We start from the raw sequence: 21,472 nt of genomic DNA, 5'->3' as shown, positions 1-21,472 counted from the left end.
CCCTTTTTGTATTGTCTTGTTTAGCGGTATTGTTCTTTCATCCACAAAAAATTATCGGCTATTTTGTTCCAGCGCGAATTTTGTTTATGAGGAATACAGTCTTCCTGCCAATACCACCAAAAATAGCCGCCGATATAGCGGTGGTTATAGGGGAGCATACGATAATATCTATCTGCCTGGGTATTGAAGGTTTTTCCTGCGTTGTGTGGTTTTGCAAACCCGCATTCACCGAATCCAAACAAAGAATTAGGAAACATAGTATACAGATTTTTGAACATATTCTGCCATTCTTCATGCTTACCGTCATTATCATCGTCATAGTAACTGACTAATACATAATCAAGTGTATTCCGCATATCAGGTGGAATATAGTTTAAAAGCCAGTCCTCCATTGTTATACTTTGAGAATCCGGATCAGCCATATATGCGGTAAGTGCCGTTGCAAAACCTTGCTGATGTATGTATTTCCACGCCGTATAAACCTTCTCGGCAATCAATTTCTCCGAATCGCCCAACCATCCTTCTCCGTTGACTTCATTTCCGATTTCCCAAATATCTACGTACGGCGTGAGATATGCCACACATTCGGCAAAACGCGCCTTATAGGATTCGGCTGTTTTATAAAAAGCCATATCATACGAATCGCATGGGCAAAGCATAATATACGCGACTTCGTGAATACCGGCGAGAAGTGAAACAAAATCAGCCGGCTTTTTGTCAGCATCAATAACAATACGTGCTGTCGGTTTTACCGGTAGTGCTTTAATTGCATCTATGATAGCTGTGATAGAATGCTCTGAAACATCATCAAGCGTTATACCGTACAGCGGAGAAGGAATACGGCCTTGTATGTGTGTATTCGTTGCTGTAGCGGTGTAGGCGGATAGTAGTAATATAAAAAGTATTGTATGCCGTAACATAATGTTGATACTAGCATGAGAAGCAACTCTGATACAATGTACGCTTAATTGGTCAGTAAGTAGATACTCTCTTCAATCAAGTTGAAAAAGCACGCCTTTTGGAATTCGGATATCTCCGCAGCGGAAAAGGTATCGCTGAAAATATCTTCGGTTTCTTTCATCAATGCGCCGACGCTTCGCCGGTCGATGGGGAGCCCCTTTCCGGTTAAAAGGTTTTCAAACTCTTTACTTTTTATCAGCTGAGTGCTGCCGAACAGCAGTTTAACATCGGAAAGCAGGTTTTTCTGTGTGCGAGCCATAAATACAAAAGAGGCGGTATCGGTAGTAATATGACCGATCGGTCGAAGCCGCTTATAATATGAAATAGTCCATTCTTCAAAGGGAACGCGCACACGGAGGATAATATGCGGGCTCTGGCGCAGTACAGTGCTGCTTTCGTCGCAATACTGAATCAGCGGCATCCAAAATGTTTCCTTCCGTGTCCGTATTTCGATTTTGGTATCGAGCGCGATTAACGGGATAAGGCAGGAATTTTGCATGGGCGCTTGCGCGATGTTTCCGCCGATGGTTGCAAGTGAACGGACACCGGGATTGGCCGCGAGGGAAATCGCCTGATAGAGAATTTGCGGTACGTTTTTTTCTCCCAGTTCTAAAATGGTATTGAGGGTTGCGGCTGCGCCGAAGTCTATGAAGCGTTCCCGTTTTGCGATGGTTTCAAGTTCGGGAAGATTCTTTAGGAATAAAATCGATTCCGGCAAGAGGAAACGGTCGGTATGGCAATCTTTGAGCAATCCCGTGGTGCCGGCAAGCGGGGTAATGTCGGTATTGTTCTGCATCAGCGTATACAGCTCTGCCATGCTTTTTGCGGTATTGACGATATAATTATTTTTCATGCCGCTTGCTCCTCCTTGATCTGCATACCTGTTTTAACGCTGCGGTGATCGAAACAATATCGGTACACCGGCACACGGTTCCGATATAGGCATCGCGTATTTGTTCGTCGGTGGGGTTCCAGTGTTTTTGCACAATACTGTGAGCGGTTAAAAGGGTACCCGCAGAGCAAAAACCGCACAGCGTAATGCCTTCTTTTTCAAACGCGGTGGTAATATCTTTATATTCCTGCGTAGTGCTAAAGGCTTCAAATGTAATAATATTCTGCCCCGATACGGCAAAGATGGGAATTATACAGGACGGCACCGCATGATCGTTTAAGAGCACCGTACAGGAATTGTAGGTCTCCTGCATACAGCTTTTCTTCACGCTGAGCAGGCCGAAATCCCGCCTCAGCACGTCTGACAATCGCTCATCGGCATCGGTTTCAATCTCTACCGCTTGGTTATTCAGATTAAATCGTATTCTCATATTATTTTTTCCCCGTTAACGCTTTAAATAAGCGTTCAGTGCGGATCGGCAGCGTATCTATCCGCGTCGGAACACGCAGCAGTATTTGGTTTAACGCCGCAAGATAGGCAGCGGGCACTATATTCAGCGCACATGAATCGAAAGCACTCATCGAATTTCCCCGTTCTGGAATATCCACGGAAAGAGGCGGCATTTCAGTCGGCAGTATCATCCGATATTCCGAATAGGGGAGGGGAGTATCCTCGGCTTCCGACTGGGGGAGCGCTTCCTTTGCGGTACGTGATAATGCCGCGGCAATATTTTTACGCAGATAGTTGAGAACCTGCTTTTTTTCATAGATTTTTCCGGGATGACATGCGAACCACACTTTCCGGATTTGTATTTCATAGCAAACCGTATCCAGTTCAAGTTCGATAATACAGGCAGCGGGCGTTTTGGCTATAAACGGAACACTATTTTTGCCGGTTTTATTTTCTGTTTTATTTTCTATCGATGAAACATTTGGCTGCGGAGTATCGAGCGGCGGAACATCGGACTGTGAAACATCGGCTTGCGAGGTATTAGGTTGTGAGGCATCCGGGTGCGGGGTGCGGGTACTTCTCGAAATACTGATCGGCAGCGGATTGCGGAATCGCTGCTCCTGTAAATCGTGCAGGCATTGCTCAACGAGGGGAAGAACGATACCGGCGGTGTTGTCGGCAGTTGCGGGTCCGGACTCGTTCATATCTGCAGTCGTAAGACCTGCAAAGGTAATATCGGATTCGGCAATGTTCAGTTTTTTGGCAGCCAGCTTCCTGATGACTCTTTTTACATTGTCTTCCGCCGGTTCCGCCTTAATAAAAAGCCGATTGTGAACGTCCAGTGTCAGTTCTGCCGTATACGTGAAGTCTGCGGCGCATCCACTGTATTGGAAGCCCGCTGCCAATCCGATACCGCGCCACCGCCCGTCCCGTTTATCCGTTTTGCCTCGGTTAAAAACATTATACGCGGCATATTTACAGATAAAATCGCTTTTGCCGGTCAAAAGTTCGAAGAGGCTTGAAAAAACGGTGCCGTAATTGTCCGACATATTTTGTATGCGCCATTCTGCCGGAGAGAGATTGTAATCCTGAATAATTTTGTTGATGTGGTTTTCCAGTGCGTTTGACACGTAGTAGTCGCCCCATCCTTCGAGAATATCGATAAGACCTCCCGTTGTTTTTGATGCCCGCACCTCGATCCGGTAGTTCGGTACGGTGTACGGCCCTAATGCAGCGGCGGCCATTTGCTTGAGTATGTTGCCGATAAGCGGACAGCAGGCGCCGGCGTTGACAATAATCGAAATCTGCATTGCGGCAATCGAATGAGTATCGGACAGCGCCGATTGATGTTCGATAATCATCTCCGGCGTTTTAGGTGCGGCTGCTCTGCTCTCTTCCGCTGACAGGTTGAGCGAAACGGTTTTCCGCTGCAGCACCGCTGCAACGGCGCACTGACAGGCGAGGAGGGACGGAAACCATAAAAGCTCATTGAATGTTTCGCCGGTTTGGGTTGGGTGCACGACAACAGTTTCTTCCGCAAGCCCGGTCGCTTTTGCTACCGCAGTACGGACATGAAACGGCCACTGGGTAGGCACATAGATGTCAAGTCCGTCCTCGCGGAACACCGTAACGGCGGAAAACGGTTCCGAACGGGCTGCATACTGCGAAGCTATTTTGAGCGATGAGAATACGGTTGAAGCGGCTGTTTCAAAGATTGAATCAATATCTCCGGCAGTACGCACCTCCCGTGCAACGATAGGATAGTCGAACAGCGTATGCGGCCGCCCTGCTTCAAAGCTGTCTTCGGGTATCGGCTCCAGTTCTATTGTGACATCCTTCCGCAGTGCCTCAAGCGCCGCCTCATTATCACCGGTGAGGATTCCGACTGCTTGTCCTTTATAGTTTATCTCGTCCGCTGCAAAAAGAGGAAGCGAATGTTCGAATATGTCGATCGTTTTTTGAGCAGGCAGCTGCGCTGCTCCGTAAAAGGCATAGCCTTCGGGTAAGGGCGGCAGATGCACGGCGGAAACAATTCCCGACGGTACGGGAGCACGGACAATCACCGCATACTGCTGCCCCTCAAAGCTCATATCCGAAACAAATTGTTCTATCATATCAAACTTCCTGTCAAATTCCTGCTTTTTGAAAACTGTGGGGATATCTCAAAAGTCGGTTCCTATTTGCGGAACTTCTTTGCGGTATCGATTACCGTATCGATGACATACTGCACATCCTCATCGGTCATATCCGGCCAGAACGGAAGGCTGATGCTCTGCGCATAGTGCGCCGCGGCATTGGGGAAGTCCTGTGCGCGCAGCCCGTACCGCTCTTTCAAGAAGGTCAGTTCAAAGTGGGGGATAAAGTGGACTGAAATACCGAGTCCCCGTTCCTGCAGCGCGCGGGCAAAGTCATCCCTGCCGACGGAAAGCATTTCCGGTACGATGCGGAGGAGGTAGAGGTGCCACGCATTGCCGTCTCCGTCCGGTGGAACTTGAAAAAAGTCGAGCGGTTCAAAGGCGTGGGTAAAGCGTTCGGCGATGAGCTTCCGTTTCCGGTAAAACTCTTCCGCCTTTTGCAGTTGTACTCTGCCGATTGCCGATAAAATATCCGGCAGGTTGCATTTATAGCCTTCCGCAACGACATCGTATTGCCAGCTGGCGTGTTTGTCGGTGTAGCGATCCCATATTGTGCGGTTGATACCGTGGGAGCGCATCAGCTTAATGCGTTCCGCCGCTTCGGGATTGCGGACGCAGATCATACCGCCTTCTCCGGTGGTGATGGTTTTGGTGGCATAAAAAGAGAACACGCCCGCATCGCCGAAGGTGCCGCCGTAGCCGTCCGCTGTTTTTGCAGGAAAGGCATGGGCTGCATCCTCGATAACCGCGACGTTGTATTTCTTGGCGAGGCTGTTAATCGCCTTCATATTGCAGAGGTTCCCTGCGATATGGATAGGCACAATCGCCTTAATGCTTTTATCCTGCTTGAGTTTATCTTCGATTTTTTCAGGATCGATACTGTAGGAGTCCGCTTCGATATCCGCATAGATCGCTTCTCCGCCGAGGTGCAAGGCGCTGGTTGCAGTCGATACAAAAGTGTACGGGCTGGTGAGTATTTTGGTTCCCTTGCCGATTCCGAAGGCTTCCATTGCGAGCATCAATCCGTTTGACGCGGAATTAACTGCAAGTGCGTACGGGCTATGTACCATATCGGCAAACTCTTTTTCAAAGGCGAGCGTTTCCTTGCCGGTCGTCAACCAGCCTGAGTGCAGCACGCGGATTGCCGCTTCTTCTTCCCTGCGGTCGAACGACGGCCTAAAAAAGGGTATCTCCCGTGCGGGATTTTGGTTTGGTGTATTCATGATTATATCTCCCATAAAAACTTTTGTATCCGATATTACTATTTTTGAAAATGCGGACTCTTATCAATTGTGATCAGTTTATCAGTTTTTGCCGTTTTTCGATAGGGGCTTTCTGTATATCGAAAGTTTGTGCGGTCGATAAGTTCAGAAAATGAATCTCCATTAAATTTGTCAGTGGCTTAGAGAAAATGCAGGAGTGAAAAGCCTATAATGCGTCCGATTTCCGCCGTTTTCTAAACCATACCTTTTTCCAGAGCCGTTTTTGTTGTCGCTTTTTTCGTGCGGCGCGGGAGAGCCGTGCGAGCGGATGTTCCATATACACCACCGCTTTTTTACAAAACGCGGGGCTAAACCGGTATGCTGCAGCGGAGATAAGCGCAATCGCTAAAAAAAGCGCGGGCAGCCAGTCCTTCCATTGTGCATAAAAAGTCCGGCGGTACGGATAGATCGGTACGGAAACGCTCAATGCATCCGCAGTAAAGAGCGGAAGGCTCGCGGTAACGTTTCCGGCAGGATCAACAACGCAGGTAAAGCCGCCGTTGGTAGAGCGGACAAGCGGCGTTCGCAGTTCAATTGCACGGAAATAGGCGACGGCAAAATGCTGGTATTCCGCGCTCGCCGTTTTTGACCATGAATCGTTCGTTAGGTTAATCAGGATATTGCTTTTTTGATTATGCAAATCGGCGCAGAGCGTTGGAAAGGCATCCTCAAAACAGATGGGCGCGGCGAACCGGATATCATTTCCGTTTTGCGCGGTGAATGCCATCGCTTTATATTCCGTTCCCGGCGCCCATCCTGATGAAAAACCGACTAGTGAGTCAAAAAAACGCTGCACGAACGGATGGTCAATAAAGGGAATGTATTCCGCAAAGCAGATCAGCTGTATCTTTGAATAAGTGTCGAGCACCGTTCCGTCAGGCGCAATAAGATAGACGGCATTCGAATATTTTTCTCTTTCGGCATCCTGTAAAAGCGGAGAACCCGTTAGAATCGGTATATCCATCCGCTGCAAAAAATCGGTGAAGGACTCTTTAAAGGGAAGCCGCCTATAATAATCTTGAAATTGGTCGTAGCCGTATGCAAGGCTGCTTTCGTTCCATACGATAAGATCGGGTTTAACCGGAGATTCGCTAATTGCCTTTTCGGTAAGTTTTTGGGTGTCATACAGGTTATCAAAAAACAGATCGAGGCCGTAGCCCCACGGGTCGGTGTTCTGCTGCACTAACACAAGATGGAGGTTTTGCTGTGGCGTCCTTTTTTGATATATGCGGAAAAGTCCGTACCCGTTGATCAGTATTAACAACGCAGCCGTAAATGCCAGCGGCCGTAGCAACGGTCTGCCGTGCGGCTTGGAAAAACCGGTGGTTAATTTTGCCGTTGCCCTGATTATTTCTGCAAGGAGCGCGGAAATCAATGCAACAAGGAAGGTAATTCCCCATACGCCGGTAATATCGGCTATTTGAATGAGCGGACGCAGCGATAATGTCGTCATCGAAAGGCTACCCCAGGGATATGCGACAAAGCCGCTGCCTTTAAACCATTCCCAGAGTGTCCACAAACCGGCAAAGGCGAATGGGCGTAGTCCTAACGGCAGCTTCATTGCATAATAAAACCAATGCCCGAAAAGGAAGCCGAGGAACAAATAGGCGGCGGTAGAAGCGCCGAGGGTAAAAATTGCAAAATTTTCGAAATATGCCAGCCAAAAGCTTGAACACAGGTGGACAAGGGCTATCATTGCGCCGAACATCAATGCAGTGCGTCGTCGTGCAGGGCAGCGGCAAAAGGCGGTATATAACGGTATCAGTGCAATAACGCCGAAGAAAGCCGACCCAAAATACAGGTATTCATTCGGTATCCCGAGTGAAAGCAGCACCGCAGAGCATAAAACCGCTAGAAAAGATGAAATAACCGACATAATTTTGAGGTAATTTAATCATTTTTCTTGAATTGTTTCAATATAAGGGATATTATAGAGAGTATGCAGAAGATTCTACCGTTTCATGTAGACGAATATGGAGACGAGCCGGAAGTAACCGTTGCGGTTCCCGGGCGCTTCCACCTTTTAGGTGAACATACATGGTTTGCACAGGGCAATACGCTTTCGATGGCGATCGATCATTATCTGTATCTTTGCGTTTCAAAAAGAAAAGACGCCAATTATCGCTTTCTTTCTTTATCGCTCAAAGAGCGGAAAAAAGTTGCAGCCGCCAACCTTCGGTATCGTAAAGAGGATCGTTGGGCAAATTCGATAAAGGCTGTTATTCTTTCGTTTATGGATCAAGGGATTGAGATGACAGGGCTCAATTTTACCATTCTTTCCGAAATACCGGCGGATGCAGGGCTCGGTACGCCGAATGCGCTTAAGGTTGCAACGGCGATGGCATTGCGGAAGGTATTTGCGCCGCGGCTTACGAAGGCTGATCTCGTAGATATTCTAGAAAATGCAAATGTGCAGCACCTGAAAACCTATCCTCACCGCGCGGATATTCTGTGCGCGTTATATGCCAAGGCGGGACACTGTATACGAACAAATCATCGGCGGAAGACAGCCGATATTTATCCGTTTCCCATCAATAACTATCGGATTATTTTAACGGATTCGCGGGTTCCCCGTCTGTTGGCGCGCGAGGAACTGAATCACAGAATCCAAGAATGTATGGAGGCCTACGAGCGGGTTAAAAAGATGCCTGATATTCCCAATGATTTTAGTAAGCTTGCCGAAAGCGATCTTGAAGAGCTTGCCATCCCGGAATCGGTGCGTCGGCGGGTACTCTATATTATCCGTGAGTCGATAAGTGTCGATGACGCTATCAGCGCCTTAAAGAAAAACGATTGGGTTGTGTTCTCGCGTATTGTAACGCGCTCTCAAGAAAGCTTACGCGACCGCTTTGAGATTTCTTGCCCCGAATTGGATTGGCTTGTTAAACGGGCGATGGAGTTTGTCGCACCCGATATGAACGACATTGTGTGTTCGCGTCTGACGGGACGGGGATTCGGCGGATGTACATACAGTATCCTGAGGGCGAACGATATCCAAACCTATATTGAAAAATTGGGTGATTATGAACGAATTTTCGGTTTTAAGCCTTTGTATTATAAAGTTAAACCTTCCGGCGGGGTTCGTATACTATGATGGAGAAACGAAATGGATACGGTTCTTAAAGAAGGCATACAGTTGTATCGGGAAAATCGATATGAAGAAGCGCTTACCGCATTTTTAAAGATATCTTCTAAAGATGTTGAGCTCAATTTTGATTTGGCGTATTATATCGGCCTCTGTTATGCGAGCCTTTTACAATATGACAATGCGCTTGTCTATTTGGAACAGATTATCACTGCCGGAACCGATATCGCCCGTGTATATCAATGCAGACTTATTTTAGCCTTTATTTATGCAAAAACGGGGCGTGCTCGTCTTGCGGAATTCGAGCTTTCAAAACTTCTGGATGCAGGGTACGATTCTCCGCAGGTGCATACTTCGATGGCGTATTTGGCGTATGAGCAGGATAAAGTAGACAAGTCTTTGAGTCTTTATGAAAAAGCGTTGGAGCTCGATCCTGATAATCCGACCGCGCTTAACGGACTCGGCTATATCCTTGCCGATACCGAAAAAGATTTAACTCGCGCCTTAATTCTGTGTAAAAAAGCGCTTGATGCGCAGCCCGATAATCCCGCTTATTTGGATTCGCTGGCATGGACATATTACAAGATGGGTTTTGATACCGAAGCTCGATCATATATCCAACGGGCGAATGAACAACTTCCCGATAATATAATAATTAAACGCCACTTGCAGCGTATTATGAATGGGTAACCTTAAAAAAAGGATAAATATCATGCGTATAAAGAGACTATTGCAAACAGCCGGTTTAATGCTGCTTTTATTGTGCGGCGGTATGGCGCTGACTGCGCAAACCAACAGCCTCCAACCCCGATTGAGCTCCGCCGATAGGGATCACGGATTTGAAGAATTCCGCCGCGGCGTGCAGGCATATTATCGCGGGACATTTAATGAGGCTATCCTGCTATTTGAAAAAGCTCTCACGCATATCCCCGGCGATCCGCTCATCTTGGATTGGCTCGGACAAGCCTATTACCGTTCCGGTATAGAGGGGGCAGCACTTGAGCAATGGTCGGCGGCGTCTGCCTCAGGATACGGCGGGCAGCTTTTAAAAAATAAAATAGAGGTTGTGAAAGAACGACGCAGTTCTCAGCCCGATTTTGCGGAATCGGTACGCTATGTGGAAACCGCCGTGTTTGAATCCAAACATGGATCGGAAGTCTTTTTTAAACAGCCGCTTTCAGTTGCGGCAATGGGGGACGGCAGTTTCTGGGTGGTTGCCTACGGTTCCAACGAATTGGTGCACTTCGATATTAACGGAATTATACTCGACCGGACGAGTGGCCCGCTGCAAGGATTTGACCGTCCTTTCGATATTTTACCGCTCAAAAACGGAAATCTCCTTATCTCAGAATTTGCTGCCGATCGGCTTTCACTGCTTACCAAAGACGGAAAATTCATTAAGTCGTTCGGTACGAAGGGCAGGGGAGACGGACAGTGCATCGGCCCTCAGTTTTTAGCGCACGATTCTTACGGAAATATTTTTGTAACGGATTTCGGCAACGCCCGCGTCGTGGTGTTTTCTCCGGACGGAGAAGGGCTTTTTACCTTCGGGCAGCGCAGCGGCATATTCCCGGGCTTTACCGCTCCGGCAGGGATCGCAATCTTAGATGATTTGGTCTACGTTGCGGATTCGGTAAAAGGTTCTATCTATGTGTTTGATACGGCGGGAAACTATATTAGAACGCTGCTGCCGGACGGAAGTGTCGTACAGGCGGAGTCGATGCGGGTATGGAAAAACAATCTGCTGGTGTCCTGCGCCAATAAGGTGTACTTGGTCGATATCGGCTTAGCAAGTTTGTATACCGTTGCGAGTTTAGGGAATGCGCCCGCCCGTGTAACCGCGGCAATTCCCGATGTCAACGGCAGCCTTTTGTTAGCCGATTATAAAAACGGAAATATTCAAGTCTTTTCTCATATCAACGAATTGGCCGGCGGCTTGTTTGTCCGCTTTGACCGTGTCTATGCCGATAAGTTTCCGACGGTAACCGTCGATGTCCGCGTAGAAAACCGGATGGGGCAGCCGCTGGTCGGCTTAACGGAAAATAATTTTTTCCTGACCGAATCAAATCGACAGGTTAATGACTTTACGTTAAAAGGCGCCGCCTACCTCAATACCGGATGTGATATTGCTGTTGTAATCGAGCGCTCTCCTCAGTCGGAAAAGGAATTTGAGCTTGTTAAGACGGTTGTAAAAGAGCTTGCCGAGGCAATGCAAGGGAAAGGAAAAATTTCTCTTGTGTCGGCGTCTCAATTGCCGGTGCTGGAAGGTAAGTTTTCTCCCGAAGCGCTTTTATCGCAGCCGCTTAAATTAAAGGCGGCGTGGTCGCCCGTATGGAACTGTGATCTTGCGCTGCGGTTGGCAAGCGGAGAGCTTATTAATGCGGCTCCGAAGCGGGCTATCGTGTTCTTATCGTTTGAAGATATCGGTTCCGACAGCTTTAAGCAGTACAGCTTAAATGATCTTGCCTCGTATATAACTAACAACGGTATCCGGTTTTATGCGGTTAACCTAAAACCGCGGACATTGCCACCTGAGTTGGCGTATCTTTGTACAAAGACAGGTGGAATGAGCACGTACATTTATGCCGAACAGGGGCTTTCTCCGATTATTGAAGACTTAATTGCAAAACCGGTAGGTTCATATCAGCTGAGTTACACCTCTACATTGCCAACCGACTTCGGCCGTGCCTATTTGCCCGTCGAAGTTGAGGTACGACTTTTAACTCGTTCGGGCCGAGATGAAACCGGCTATTTTGCTCCGTTGGAATAAAACCGGACGTTCCGCGAATACACGGCGTATTGTTCGGTTTTGCAGAATGATACGCCGGTCTAACTGAATAAAATTCATAATGATGATTACTTTTACAGCTGGCTTATTCGCTAAAAATCCGATAAGATCAGTCTATGGCACGCAGTAAGTACGGAATGACGCCGTGGGGCGCATGGTTTTTAAGGATGATCGAAAGTTATGACGGCAACGGGCGGGTTTCGCGGGGAAAAAGTTATGCGAATACCGGTAAGGTAGATTCCCTCGTTATTACCGGCAATAAAGTTGCTGCCCGTGTTGCGGGGCATTACGACCCGTGGTACTATATTTCGCTCACCTTTCCCCGTATTTCCGAACCGAATCAAAAAAAATTGGAAAAGATCTTAACACTGCATCCTGCCGACTTCATCGCGTTGGGAAGCGGTACGATGACGGAACGTCTTGTAACGCTCTTTGAGGCAAAGGATATACGGTTTATTCCCCGCCGCTGGAGCCTTATCGAAAGCGATTGCTCCTGTCCCGACTCCGCCTCCCTGTGTAAACACATCGCCGCGGTGCTGTATATTCTGGCGAAAGAAATCGACCACGATCCGCGGCTCCTCTTTCAGCTTGCGGGAATCGACCTCGCCGAACTGCGGGAAAAGATATTGCCCACCGCAGGGAATATGTCCATCGAACCGGCTCTAACCGCCGTACCGGAGCAGGGTGCATCACCGGCGGATAATACTGCACCGGCAACTGGTAATGCCACAACTGCTGGAGCGCAAAGGAAAGCGAGGCAATCCGGCGCGGCGGGTAGGGCAACTAAAGCATCGTCTCTTTTAGTGCCGTCAGAACCCGAATACGAACATCCGGTGCCGTTATCCCTGCGCTGTGCGGATGAGCCTGCACAGGACGTACCGGCTGAGCTTCCTCGCTTTCCGCTTGAAGAATCGTTTTTACCGCTGATTTCTGCGCTGCTTCCGCCGCTTACGCCATTCTACGATGATGACTTGGTTGCAGCCTTTAAAGAGCTATACCATAAACTGATTGTCCGGCAGAACAAAGAATTCGAGTTGACGCTTGAGCAGCGGATTGCCGTTTTAATGAAATCCGGTACGGGCTGCGCATCGGCGGCAACGCTGTGCGATTCAAGCCGCCTTTTGTACACGCCGGTTCGGCTCGATATGGCAAAACTGCCGACGCAAAAAACGACAGAGGTTCCGGCTTTCCCCTTGCAGAAAGAAGCAGCGTTGCAGCTCCGCGTGCGGCTTCCGAACGGTACGGAGGCCGCGCTGACACTCGTGCAAGCACTTCACCTGTTGCGCGGCGTTACACCCCTTACGGATTCTCCGGACGGTATGAAGGCGGCATATACGGTATTGACACTCGGAGAGCGGCTTGCCGCCGAGTCTGCGCTGCTGCCGGCGGTATACCTCGATCCGGTAACGCGGAAACTGGCGATATTTTGGAAGCCGCTGACTTCGGCGCAGGCTGTTTCCGCAGCAATCGACCGCTGCGCTTCCTTTATTACCGAAGCATTTTTTCCGCAAGTTAAGAGCTGGGGCAGGCGGTACTGCGCCGAACTGCTGCTGACGGCGTTCCTCACCGAATATGTACATACTACCGGTTTTATGCCCGCCGGTATCCGCCAAGCGGAACAGGAAATTGCGGCTCTCTTTTTCCAAGGCGCGACTATCAATACGAAGGCGCCGGGTATGCGCCGCCTTCCCGCATCGATTACCCGCTGGCTTGCCGCGCTCTACTACGACAGCAACAGCCTCCGTTTTCGGCTCATTTTAGAGGAAGCGAAAAAATCCGACTTTCAGATTTCCGCCGAGGTTTGCCACAGCGAAGAAACGAACAACCGGTTCGTACCGTTTTCCCGTATCGCCGACTCCGTACAGCTGGAAAGTAAAACGGTGGAGTTCGCGATTGCGCTTTCCGCATATCTGCCGAAATTAACGGAGATGATTGGGCAAAAGTCGGTTCCGCTTACGCAGGAAGAGACGGCGGTGTTTTTACGGACGGCGGCGCCGCTCCTCTCCCGTTTTGGGATAGAGGTCGTGCTGCCTAAGACACTGCAGCGGGCGCTGAAACCGCGGGCGGTGTTCCAGCTGAAACGACAAAAGGGAGCCGGCGCTGTACAGTCGTACCTCAGCCTTGATAACCTGATGGACTATGACCGCAGCATTATGCTTGGCGATACCGTCATCAGCGCCAAGAAATTCCGCGCATTGATGAAGCAGAGTAGCGGTTTGGTGAAATTCAACGACCGCTACATCCTTGTCGATCCCGAACATACGGCGCGCCTTCTCGAAACCATGCAGCACGAAAGACCCGACATCAACGAGGTTATTCAAGGGACGCTGACCGGTGATACCGTAATGGCGGACGGAGCGCCGTTTTCTTATTCGCTCTTTCGGGAAACGGATGCCGCGGTACCCCGCATATTGCAGGCGACGCTCCGGCCGTATCAGGAAAAAGGTTTTCAGTGGCTCTATTCTACCATTAAAAGCGGTTTCGGCTGTCTGTTGGGGGATGATATGGGACTCGGTAAAACGCTGCAAGTTATCGCCCTCATTCTCAAATTGAAAGAACAGGGCTTTGAGCATAGCGGCATCCTTATCGCGGCTCCGGCGAGTCTTTTGCCGAACTGGGAACATGAGCTGCACACCTTTGCTCCGTCGCTGCGTTGTACAATCTTGCACGGACAGGGGCGGCGGTTTTCCGCAAAGTCTGACATTCATATTACGACGTATCAGACCCTCCGGCGGGATGTAAAAAAACTTTCCGAAAAGACCTTTGACTGTCTGATTATCGACGAAGCGCAGGCGGTTAAAAATACGCAGACCAAAAACGCCCAAGCGCTCAGGCTTGTGCAGGCACAGTCCCGTATCGCGATGACCGGTACGCCGGTTGAGAACAGCCTTGAGGATATGCGCGCCTTGTTCGATTTTATCATTCCGGGCTATCTCGGCTCTGCGGAAACCTTCCGTAAAAAATGGCGCATACCCATCGAGCTGCACGGCGATGCGGAGACTGCGGAATCCTTTCAAAAAATTACCGCGCCGTTTTTACTCCGTCGCCTTAAAACCGATCCTGCCGTTATTTCCGACTTACCGGAAAAAGTGATTACACCGCAATATTGTCGCCTGACGCCGGAGCAAATCGCGCTGTACGAAAGCCTTGTTGAAACGCAGCTGAAAAGCGTATTGAAGACGGAAGATGGGATTCAGCGGAATGCGTTGGTACTGAAACTGCTGACCGCCTTAAAGCAGGTGTGCAACCATCCCCATGTCTACGATGACAGCTTTCAGACCGATATAGCGCTTTCCGGAAAAACCGCCGCGCTGATGCAGCTGCTCGGCGAAATATTGGACGCCGGCGAAAAGACCTTGATTTTCAGCCAATACACGCAAACGCTCTTTTTACTGCGGAAGCTGATACATGAGCAATTCGGAGATGAGCCGCTCCTCTTGCACGGACAGATGCCGCTTACCGCACGGAAGGCCGCAGTTGAATCGTTCCAAACCGATCCGGCACAGCGCATCTTTCTGATTTCGCTCAAGGCAGGCGGTACCGGCTTAAACCTTACCGCTGCAACCCGCGTTATCCACTTTGACCTCTGGTACAACCCTGCGATAGAAGATCAGGCAACCGACCGCGCGTTCCGAATCGGGCAGCACAACACGGTGTTTGTGTCCCGTTTTATCTGCGCCGGTACCTTTGAAGAAAAAATCGACGAGATGATTCAAAAGAAGCGGCATATTTCTCAGATGACCTTGAGCGGCGGCGAATCGTGGATCGGCAAGATGAGCAATGAAGAACTTGCCGAGTTGTTTCAGTAAAGAACCGCAACACACTTAAGCGTTTTAGGAGATGCCTCATTGTAAACAGTTCACATGGAACGGTATAGTCTAAAAGAGCAAGCGGGGATATAATCATTTGAATGAGTTACGATAAGAATGCGGTGAAAGAAGCCGTCAAAGAGCATTACGAAAATCTGGCACAGGGAAGCCTTTCCGTACATGGTGAGGCTGAAAAGATAACGACTTCGATAGGCTATGCCGCACAAGATTTGGTCGGCATTCCGAAAGAGGCCGACCTCGGACTCGGCTGTGGAAATCCGCAAGAAGCTGCCAAGCCCCGCTTAAACGAAACCATCCTTGACTTAGGATGCGGAAGAGGACTTGACTGCTTTATAGCGTCAAAAGCTGTCGGTAAAAACGGAAAAGTTTTCGGGCTTGACAGCTCAAAAACTATGATCAGCCGCGCTTCGGAAATCGCCGTAAAAAACGGGTTTACCAATTGCGAATTTATACTTGGCGAAATTGAACATATTCCGCTTTCCGATAGTTCCCTCGATCTCATCATGAGTAATTGCGTGATAAATTTGTCAACGGATAAATATGGAGTGTATTCAGAGCTTTACCGCTGTCTTCGCAAAGGCGGAAGAGTCACGATTTCCGACATCACTTTAAAGGCTGCTTTGCCGCACGAATGGATCTCTGATCCCGATATGGTAAAAACGTGAGTGGGGGGAGCTTGGTCTGCGGAGCAGATAAAAGACACCTTTGAAAAAATCGGCTTTATCAACATAATCATACGTTCAAAAGACGTTTCAGACGAATACGCAAAGAAATGGGGACACGGCTTGGCAATAAAAACCTATATCCAAAGCAGCCTCATTTACGCAGAAAAATAAATGTTATACCCTTTCGTTCCGGAACGCCTTCGGCGCAGCTCCCATCGCTAACCTTTGGGATAAAAACACAGGATCCACGGCCTAGAGTTTCGGCAGAAAGTCTTTGTAAATACCGGGCGTAGAGCCGTCAATCAATACAGCGCCGACGGTTTTTTTTGATAGAAGACTTCGGGGCCGACTCCTCCAATAATGGCATAGGCATACCCTTCGTTGCGTAAGGCATGGAGCGATGCGAGCAGCAGCGCTTTGCCGATTCCTTTCCCCTGTTCATCTTCCAATACCTTTGTAGGGCCGACCGAAAAAGTCGGGCGCGGTTGCGTTATAGCACGCATATCCGAGTATGTTCTGCCCGCGGGTAGCAATAAAGCAGCTCACCGGTATGCGGGAAAAGCAGGTATCGCATTCGCCTGCTGCGCTTAAAGTGGAATGTTCTTTTACCCATTCAACGATTCGGAACTTATCAGGCGTCATCGCGCGCCGGATATGCACATCGTATTTACGCTGTAATTCTGCGTAAAGCTCTTCTGCCGGAGGCAGCCGGAGCAAGTTTACCAACATATCAGCCATAGTTTTTTCCTCATAGATGCGCTATTTTCAAAAGTGCTATTGGCCTTGATATTCTTCGACATTATCACTCAGGTGCTCAAGCTCAACTCCTGCCTGTTTAAACATCTGGATTGAATCGGCACTGTCATGGTATCGTTTTTCGGCAATAACTCGTTTTATACCGCAATTGATAATCAGCATCGCGCATGTGCGGCAGGGAGTCATTTTGCAGTAGAGCGTTGCACCGTCGATACTGATACCTCGCTTTGCTGCTTGGCAAATTGCATTCTGTTCTGCATGAACAGTACGGACGCAATGTTGACTTACGGAACCGTCTTCATGCTGCACCTTTTTAAACTGATGTCCAACATCGTCGCAATGGGGCAATCCGCGGGGAGCACCCACATAGCCGGTAACCAAGAGTTGATTATCCCGTGCAATGACGCATCCGGATCTACCGCGGTCGCACGTTGCACGTTTCGCGATTGCGCGGCACACTTCCATAAAGTATTCGTCCCATGTTGGGCGGATATACGGTTCTTCAGTCATGTTTCCCCCTGATATGTGTTTGCGTAGGGTCTAAGGCTCTTGGCATAACACTGCTGAGACATCTTAAAAATCTAACAGTACTTTTATAGGATACCCTGTTACAACCACGGGTTGATGCCTTCTCCCTGTATCGCACCGTTATTCTGTTCCTGTGTTTCGGATTCGCTACCGGACGGGTCAGATTCTATAGGTGGAAAAGACGGTACCGGAGTTCCTTCGTCGATGGTTCCCGAATCCGGATGCGTTTGAGGAATCGGTGGTTGTATCGTATTATTCACTCCTGATTGTCCCGAAGTCTGCCCGGGCTGAATTCCGGGATTTTGTGTATTTTGCTCTTGCTGTGGAGTAAGCACCGGCGGCTCTGTTGAAGAATTATCTTCACCCGAATGTAATAACGGGTCGGGTTCCAAAACGTTGCTGGAGTCGGAAGGCACTGTAAGTTCATCGGTTATAAATGGATCTGTTGTATAAGAGGAAGCATTCCCTGTCCGTCTATGTTTGCTTGGTTCAGGATCTTCAAAAATGCGTGGGTCAATAAGTACATCCGTTTTAATAATGTCGACCGGTGTTTGTCCTGTACTGTAATTACTTTTGCGCAGACGGTCTTTTGCAATTTCCAACAGTACATTGTTGGCTTCATGATAGGTACAAGCCTCTGTCGGTTCCGTACCGGATAAAAAGTAGAGCGATACCGTCCCCTCATTACAGTAAGGTGTTTGCAGCATTCCTGATTTTGAACAAACCGACACAGTGGTTAATCCTGTTTCGGGTCGAATAAAATCTCGATACGGCATATCTTCATGGATCGCTTTCATAAAGTTTGCCCACGGAGGTCCTGCGAGCATTGCACCCGTATTGTCGAGTCCCAACGACTGCCCTCCCTTGTCATATCCGAACCAAACAGCGGCGGTATAATACGGAGAATAACCGATCGCCCATGCATCCGACCAGTTTTGAGTTGTACCGGTTTTACCTGCAATAGGCATGGAAAAATACTTACCGCTCTTTTTGTCCTTAAAGCGGAATTTTGACCCGCTACCGGAAGCAGTCATAAGTGTTCCTGCGGTAATTGTTTTTTGTAGTACCGATGTCATAAGATAGGCATTTTGCGGGCTGATAACCTGCATTGCAGTTCCCCGCCGCCGCTGTTCCAGCCGTAAATCCCGTTCGGGATCCATCACGATTGTACCATTACGGTTTTCTACGGTACGGATGGCAATGGGGTCAACCCGCCGCCCTTGGTTTCCAAAGATGGCAAACGCTTTTGCCATCTGAATGGGAGCAACGCTGATAACGCCGAGAGCGAGCGGATATACTCGTGGGAATGTACGGTCTATTTCGTCCTGATCGGTGATGCCGAGCAGAGCAGCGGATCGAGTGATTGCCGCATCGAAGCCGATTGTATCAAGTACCTTAATCGCAGGAATATTCAGCGATCTTGCCAGTGCTCGCCATGCGAGAACTGTGCCCTGCCAATGCCCTGCATAGTTGTTCGGAATATATGGGACACCGCTTTGATTTTGAAATACTTGCGGCGTATCCTCCAGCACTGTTGCCGGTGTAATTAATTTGGTGTCGAAAGCTGCGGAATACAGAAGCGGCTTAAAGGAACTCCCCGGCTGAACACGCCCTTGTGTCGCTCGTATCATTTGGTTTGATTCATCGAATCTACTTCCTCCAACGAGCGCTGTAATGTAGCCTGTATTATTTTCCAAACAGATGAGCGTTCCTTCAACCGTCTTCCTTGCAAGCTCATCTTGCACCTTTGCGGTGCTTTTTGTGCCGGTAATTTTGAGGTTGTTTAAGCCGAAGAGCATTGCCGCCATATCCACAATAGGATTCAAATCGCTGCGGTAGTAGGAGAGTGTTTTTGCTTGAACTCGTTCGGAGTCGATATGGAGTGCCGGAATATTAAAGGCGAGTGAAACCAGCGCAGTGATATTGCTGTATAGTTCGCTCTGAGCAAAGCGGTGCGATCGGGTATTCTTTACCCGGGTGTTTGCAATGCGGATATAGTCACCCATCTCTTTTTCTGCTGCTGCTTGGTGACGCAGGTCGCAAGTGGTATGTACGATATAGCCGTCAGAATAAAAATCCATCGTACCGTACATCATCGTTTCAAGCTGGCGGCGTACATATTCGGAAAACCAGCGGGCTTTGTCTTCACGATTAAACCATGCAGACGAAGCAGTGCGGGTATAGTCAAAGTGAGCCCAATACTCATCGTAGGACTCGTCTCTTTCCTCTTTTGTAAGATAGCCGAGGCGCACCATCTCATCAAGAACATAGCTCTGGCGTTCCTGTACAACGTTCGGGTATTCAAAGGGATTATATTTAGCGGGGCTTGACAGTTGAATAACCAGTATCGCTGCTTCTGCAGGGGTAATTTCCGCTACAGAGTGGCCGAAATAAAAACGGCATGCGGCGCTAACACCGTAGGTTCCACCGCCAAAATATACTTTGTTCAAATAAAGTTCAAGAATTTCGTCTTTTGAATACCGGCGTTCCATTTGAATCGCCCACCATAGTTCTTTTATCTTTCGCGAAATACTCATATCGGTGCGGTCGCAGTATAGAAGCCCTGCGATTTGCTGCGTGATGGTACTTCCGCCGCCGAGTGTTCTATGGGTGAGCTTTCCGATAACGGCACGAAAAATAGCTTTTAAAGTAAAGCCTCGGTGTCGATAGAAGCTGCGGTCTTCACGGACGAGCAGTGCATTAATCAATGCGGGGGGTATCTGCTCGAATTTAATAATCTCCCGTTTTTCATTGGACGAGAATTCAGTGATTAAGTCTCCTCGTATATCAAGTATTCGGGTCGGTAAATCGGGATTAAAAGCGGTGAATTGTTCGCTTTGCTTTACGGCTGCTGTTTCTGCCAAAAGATAGCCTAGCATTGCCGAACCCGCAACAAGCACGGTAAAAACAATAATAAGATAAATATATAAAAAGACGGTGCGTCCGCGCATGTGCCTATAAAAGCACAAAATCATTTTTTTTTCAAGCATATACCTGTGTGTGCAATATTGACACTTTGTTACTATCAAATAATAATAGCTGCAAGGAGCATATAAAATGAAAAGATTAAATAAGATAGTTCTGTTTGCCGTATTTGGGATTATACAGATTGTATCATGTGCAAAAAATGGAAGGCAAAGCACGAATAATGAGAATAGTCCGGTCGATGAAGTACAAAAAGTCGACCATATGGATGCAAAACAAGAGTCTGCGTCCGGTATGGGGAATGCTATGGATATTAGCGGAGTCGTTTATGTGAACAATGCGGGGCTTTATACGGAAAACGACGAAGGAAAAATGAAGTGGACTGCTGAGGCTTCACTGGGTGATAAAGCGCTCTATTTGGGAGAAAAGAAAGAAGCTGTAAGAACCGACGGACAAAAGCGGACATTTTTTCATGTCGAGCTTAACGGGCAGCGCTATTGGATACAAGAATATTCTTATGAACCCGATACCGTAGCGGCCTTTATTTCGGGACAAGACGTCGTGCTGTATAAATCGGAATCCCTTGCGGCTATGACCGACGAATTCATTCCTCGTTATGCTATTGTTGCGGTATATAAAGACAGCCTTGAAAAGCCGGACAGTAAATTTATTAAAATTGCAGCGTATAATCCTGAACTGGTTAGTTCATGGAGTATTAAAGACAAATATGTAAAACGGGATGCGGTAGAAATGGATGAAATGAGTGTTTCGGCTATGATCCTCGCTCAGGTTGCGATGGAATCCAAAAACGATACCATCCGGACGGAGCTGTTTCAGAATGCAATTGAACTGGGTTCTCCCTATAGCGATACCATTGCGGTTTTACAGTCACTTTCTGAAATTATGATAAAAGAAGAGAATTTTATGAAAGAGCTTACAGTTGAAAAAATCAGTGAAAAGGTTACGGCTATCGAAGATACCAATCTGTTAAGTATTCCCGATGAAGATTCTGCAAGAACGGTAAATATGCTGAAAGCAGGAACATCGGCCACTGCCACCCGCAAATATATTAAACAGGATGGAGATTCCGAGAGTGGCGTTGAATGGCTCTATATCCAAAACAAGCAAAAAAAAGGCTGGGTTAGAGCGGATTCGGTAAAAGCTCAAAACGGATAGTATTTATTCGTGCGAAGGGT

At 48.4% G+C, this 21,472-nt stretch carries 17 protein-coding genes; 7 read left to right on the top strand and 10 right to left on the bottom strand.

All coding sequences use genetic code 11. The features are described 5' to 3' along the window. Nucleotides 1-20: 20 nt before the first annotated feature. The 6 genes from GWP43_RS08030 to lnt all read right to left on the bottom strand — a co-directional run bounded on the left by GWP43_RS08030 (nucleotide 21) and on the right by lnt (nucleotide 7,575). Nucleotides 21-920, bottom strand: coding sequence for a hypothetical protein (locus GWP43_RS08030; protein ID WP_162663729.1), 900 nt, complete (start codon nucleotides 918-920; stop codon nucleotides 21-23). A 44-nt stretch (nucleotides 921-964) separates the two neighbouring features. After that, nucleotides 965-1,813: an FAD binding domain-containing protein gene (locus GWP43_RS08025; RefSeq protein ID WP_162663728.1), complete on the bottom strand. Its 849-nt coding sequence runs from the start codon at nucleotides 1,811-1,813 to the stop codon at nucleotides 965-967. Next, the gene (locus GWP43_RS08020; RefSeq protein WP_162663727.1) at nucleotides 1,803-2,282 is read right to left on the bottom strand and encodes a (2Fe-2S)-binding protein; all 480 of its coding nucleotides are present in this window, start codon (nucleotides 2,280-2,282) and stop codon (nucleotides 1,803-1,805) included. The genes GWP43_RS08025 and GWP43_RS08020 overlap by 11 nt, the downstream gene beginning before the upstream one ends. Before the next feature lies 1 nt (nucleotide 2,283). Continuing rightward, nucleotides 2,284-4,416, bottom strand: a complete 2,133-nt coding sequence (locus tag GWP43_RS08015) for a molybdopterin cofactor-binding domain-containing protein (RefSeq protein ID WP_162663726.1) — start codon at nucleotides 4,414-4,416, stop codon at nucleotides 2,284-2,286. Nucleotides 4,417-4,478: 62 nt separating this feature from the next. Then, a complete protein-coding gene (locus GWP43_RS08010; RefSeq protein ID WP_162663725.1) occupies nucleotides 4,479-5,660 on the bottom strand; it encodes a DegT/DnrJ/EryC1/StrS aminotransferase family protein in 1,182 nt (393 codons plus the stop codon). 205 nt (nucleotides 5,661-5,865) lie between these two features. Next, nucleotides 5,866-7,575 carry an apolipoprotein N-acyltransferase gene (gene lnt / locus GWP43_RS08005; RefSeq protein ID WP_162663724.1) on the bottom strand — a complete coding sequence of 570 codons (1,710 nt, stop codon included), beginning with the start codon at nucleotides 7,573-7,575 and terminating at the stop codon, nucleotides 5,866-5,868. Nucleotides 7,576-7,638: 63 nt separating this feature from the next. On the opposite strand from lnt, the gene GWP43_RS08000 reads away from it, so the two are divergent. The 6 genes from GWP43_RS08000 to GWP43_RS07975 all read left to right on the top strand — a co-directional run bounded on the left by GWP43_RS08000 (nucleotide 7,639) and on the right by GWP43_RS07975 (nucleotide 16,238). After that, the gene (locus GWP43_RS08000; protein ID WP_162663723.1) at nucleotides 7,639-8,793 is read left to right on the top strand and encodes a galactokinase; all 1,155 of its coding nucleotides are present in this window, start codon (nucleotides 7,639-7,641) and stop codon (nucleotides 8,791-8,793) included. Between the two features lie 12 nt (nucleotides 8,794-8,805). After that, nucleotides 8,806-9,474, top strand: a complete 669-nt coding sequence (locus GWP43_RS07995; RefSeq protein ID WP_162663722.1) for a tetratricopeptide repeat protein — start codon at nucleotides 8,806-8,808, stop codon at nucleotides 9,472-9,474. A 22-nt stretch (nucleotides 9,475-9,496) separates the two neighbouring features. Next, nucleotides 9,497-11,554, top strand: a complete 2,058-nt coding sequence (locus tag GWP43_RS07990; RefSeq protein WP_162663721.1) for a hypothetical protein — start codon at nucleotides 9,497-9,499, stop codon at nucleotides 11,552-11,554. Nucleotides 11,555-11,688: 134 nt separating this feature from the next. After that, nucleotides 11,689-15,381: a DEAD/DEAH box helicase gene (locus GWP43_RS07985; protein ID WP_162663720.1), complete on the top strand. Its 3,693-nt coding sequence runs from the start codon at nucleotides 11,689-11,691 to the stop codon at nucleotides 15,379-15,381. A 101-nt stretch (nucleotides 15,382-15,482) separates the two neighbouring features. Continuing rightward, the gene (locus GWP43_RS07980; RefSeq protein ID WP_162663719.1) at nucleotides 15,483-16,067 is read left to right on the top strand and encodes a methyltransferase domain-containing protein; all 585 of its coding nucleotides are present in this window, start codon (nucleotides 15,483-15,485) and stop codon (nucleotides 16,065-16,067) included. Beyond that, on the top strand, nucleotides 16,068-16,238 hold the full coding sequence (locus GWP43_RS07975) for a hypothetical protein (protein ID WP_006188064.1): 171 nt from the start codon (nucleotides 16,068-16,070) through the stop codon (nucleotides 16,236-16,238). A 131-nt stretch (nucleotides 16,239-16,369) separates the two neighbouring features. Here the strand turns inward: GWP43_RS07975 and GWP43_RS14850 are convergent, their stop codons facing one another. The 4 genes from GWP43_RS14850 to GWP43_RS07960 form a co-directional block, all read right to left on the bottom strand. Further along, nucleotides 16,370-16,516, bottom strand: coding sequence for a hypothetical protein (locus GWP43_RS14850; protein WP_230977608.1), 147 nt, complete (start codon nucleotides 16,514-16,516; stop codon nucleotides 16,370-16,372). Next, nucleotides 16,506-16,805 (bottom strand): hypothetical protein, encoded by a 300-nt coding sequence (locus GWP43_RS14845; protein ID WP_230977607.1) that lies wholly within the window; start codon nucleotides 16,803-16,805, stop codon nucleotides 16,506-16,508. Before GWP43_RS14845 ends, GWP43_RS14850 begins: the two co-directional genes overlap by 11 nt. 36 nt (nucleotides 16,806-16,841) lie before the next feature. Beyond that, nucleotides 16,842-17,333, bottom strand: coding sequence for a deoxycytidylate deaminase (locus GWP43_RS07965; protein WP_162663718.1), 492 nt, complete (start codon nucleotides 17,331-17,333; stop codon nucleotides 16,842-16,844). Between the two features lie 98 nt (nucleotides 17,334-17,431). Further along, nucleotides 17,432-20,302 (bottom strand): PBP1A family penicillin-binding protein, encoded by a 2,871-nt coding sequence (locus GWP43_RS07960; protein WP_230978154.1) that lies wholly within the window; start codon nucleotides 20,300-20,302, stop codon nucleotides 17,432-17,434. Between the two features lie 106 nt (nucleotides 20,303-20,408). On the opposite strand from GWP43_RS07960, the gene GWP43_RS07955 reads away from it, so the two are divergent. Continuing rightward, entirely contained in the window at nucleotides 20,409-21,452 is a 1,044-nt protein-coding gene (locus tag GWP43_RS07955) for a hypothetical protein (RefSeq protein ID WP_162663716.1), read from the top strand. The last annotated feature ends 20 nt before the right edge of the window (nucleotides 21,453-21,472 follow it).

The sequence above is a fragment of the Treponema vincentii genome, assembly GCF_010365865.1.
GTDB lineage: Bacteria > Spirochaetota > Spirochaetia > Treponematales > Treponemataceae > Treponema.
This window is presented reverse-complemented; position numbering and strand designations above follow the sequence as displayed.

Bases quoted from the DNA above. Each gene is read 5' to 3' on its own strand.
- GWP43_RS08030 (WP_162663729.1), bottom strand. From the start codon at position 920: ATGTTACGGCATACAATACTTTTTATATTACTACTATCCGCCTACACC.
- GWP43_RS08025 (WP_162663728.1), bottom strand. From the start codon at position 1,813: ATGAAAAATAATTATATCGTCAATACCGCAAAAAGCATGGCAGAGCTG.
- GWP43_RS08020 (WP_162663727.1), bottom strand. From the start codon at position 2,282: ATGAGAATACGATTTAATCTGAATAACCAAGCGGTAGAGATTGAAACC.
- GWP43_RS08015 (WP_162663726.1), bottom strand. From the start codon at position 4,416: ATGATAGAACAATTTGTTTCGGATATGAGCTTTGAGGGGCAGCAGTAT.
- GWP43_RS08010 (WP_162663725.1), bottom strand. From the start codon at position 5,660: ATGAATACACCAAACCAAAATCCCGCACGGGAGATACCCTTTTTTAGG.
- lnt (WP_162663724.1), bottom strand. From the start codon at position 7,575: ATGTCGGTTATTTCATCTTTTCTAGCGGTTTTATGCTCTGCGGTGCTG.
- GWP43_RS08000 (WP_162663723.1), top strand. From the start codon at position 7,639: ATGCAGAAGATTCTACCGTTTCATGTAGACGAATATGGAGACGAGCCG.
- GWP43_RS07995 (WP_162663722.1), top strand. From the start codon at position 8,806: ATGGATACGGTTCTTAAAGAAGGCATACAGTTGTATCGGGAAAATCGA.
- GWP43_RS07990 (WP_162663721.1), top strand. From the start codon at position 9,497: ATGCGTATAAAGAGACTATTGCAAACAGCCGGTTTAATGCTGCTTTTA.
- GWP43_RS07985 (WP_162663720.1), top strand. From the start codon at position 11,689: ATGGCACGCAGTAAGTACGGAATGACGCCGTGGGGCGCATGGTTTTTA.
- GWP43_RS07980 (WP_162663719.1), top strand. From the start codon at position 15,483: ATGAGTTACGATAAGAATGCGGTGAAAGAAGCCGTCAAAGAGCATTAC.
- GWP43_RS14845 (WP_230977607.1), bottom strand. From the start codon at position 16,805: ATGGCTGATATGTTGGTAAACTTGCTCCGGCTGCCTCCGGCAGAAGAG.
- GWP43_RS07965 (WP_162663718.1), bottom strand. From the start codon at position 17,333: ATGACTGAAGAACCGTATATCCGCCCAACATGGGACGAATACTTTATG.
- GWP43_RS07960 (WP_230978154.1), bottom strand. From the start codon at position 20,302: ATGCGCGGACGCACCGTCTTTTTATATATTTATCTTATTATTGTTTTT.
- GWP43_RS07955 (WP_162663716.1), top strand. From the start codon at position 20,409: ATGAAAAGATTAAATAAGATAGTTCTGTTTGCCGTATTTGGGATTATA.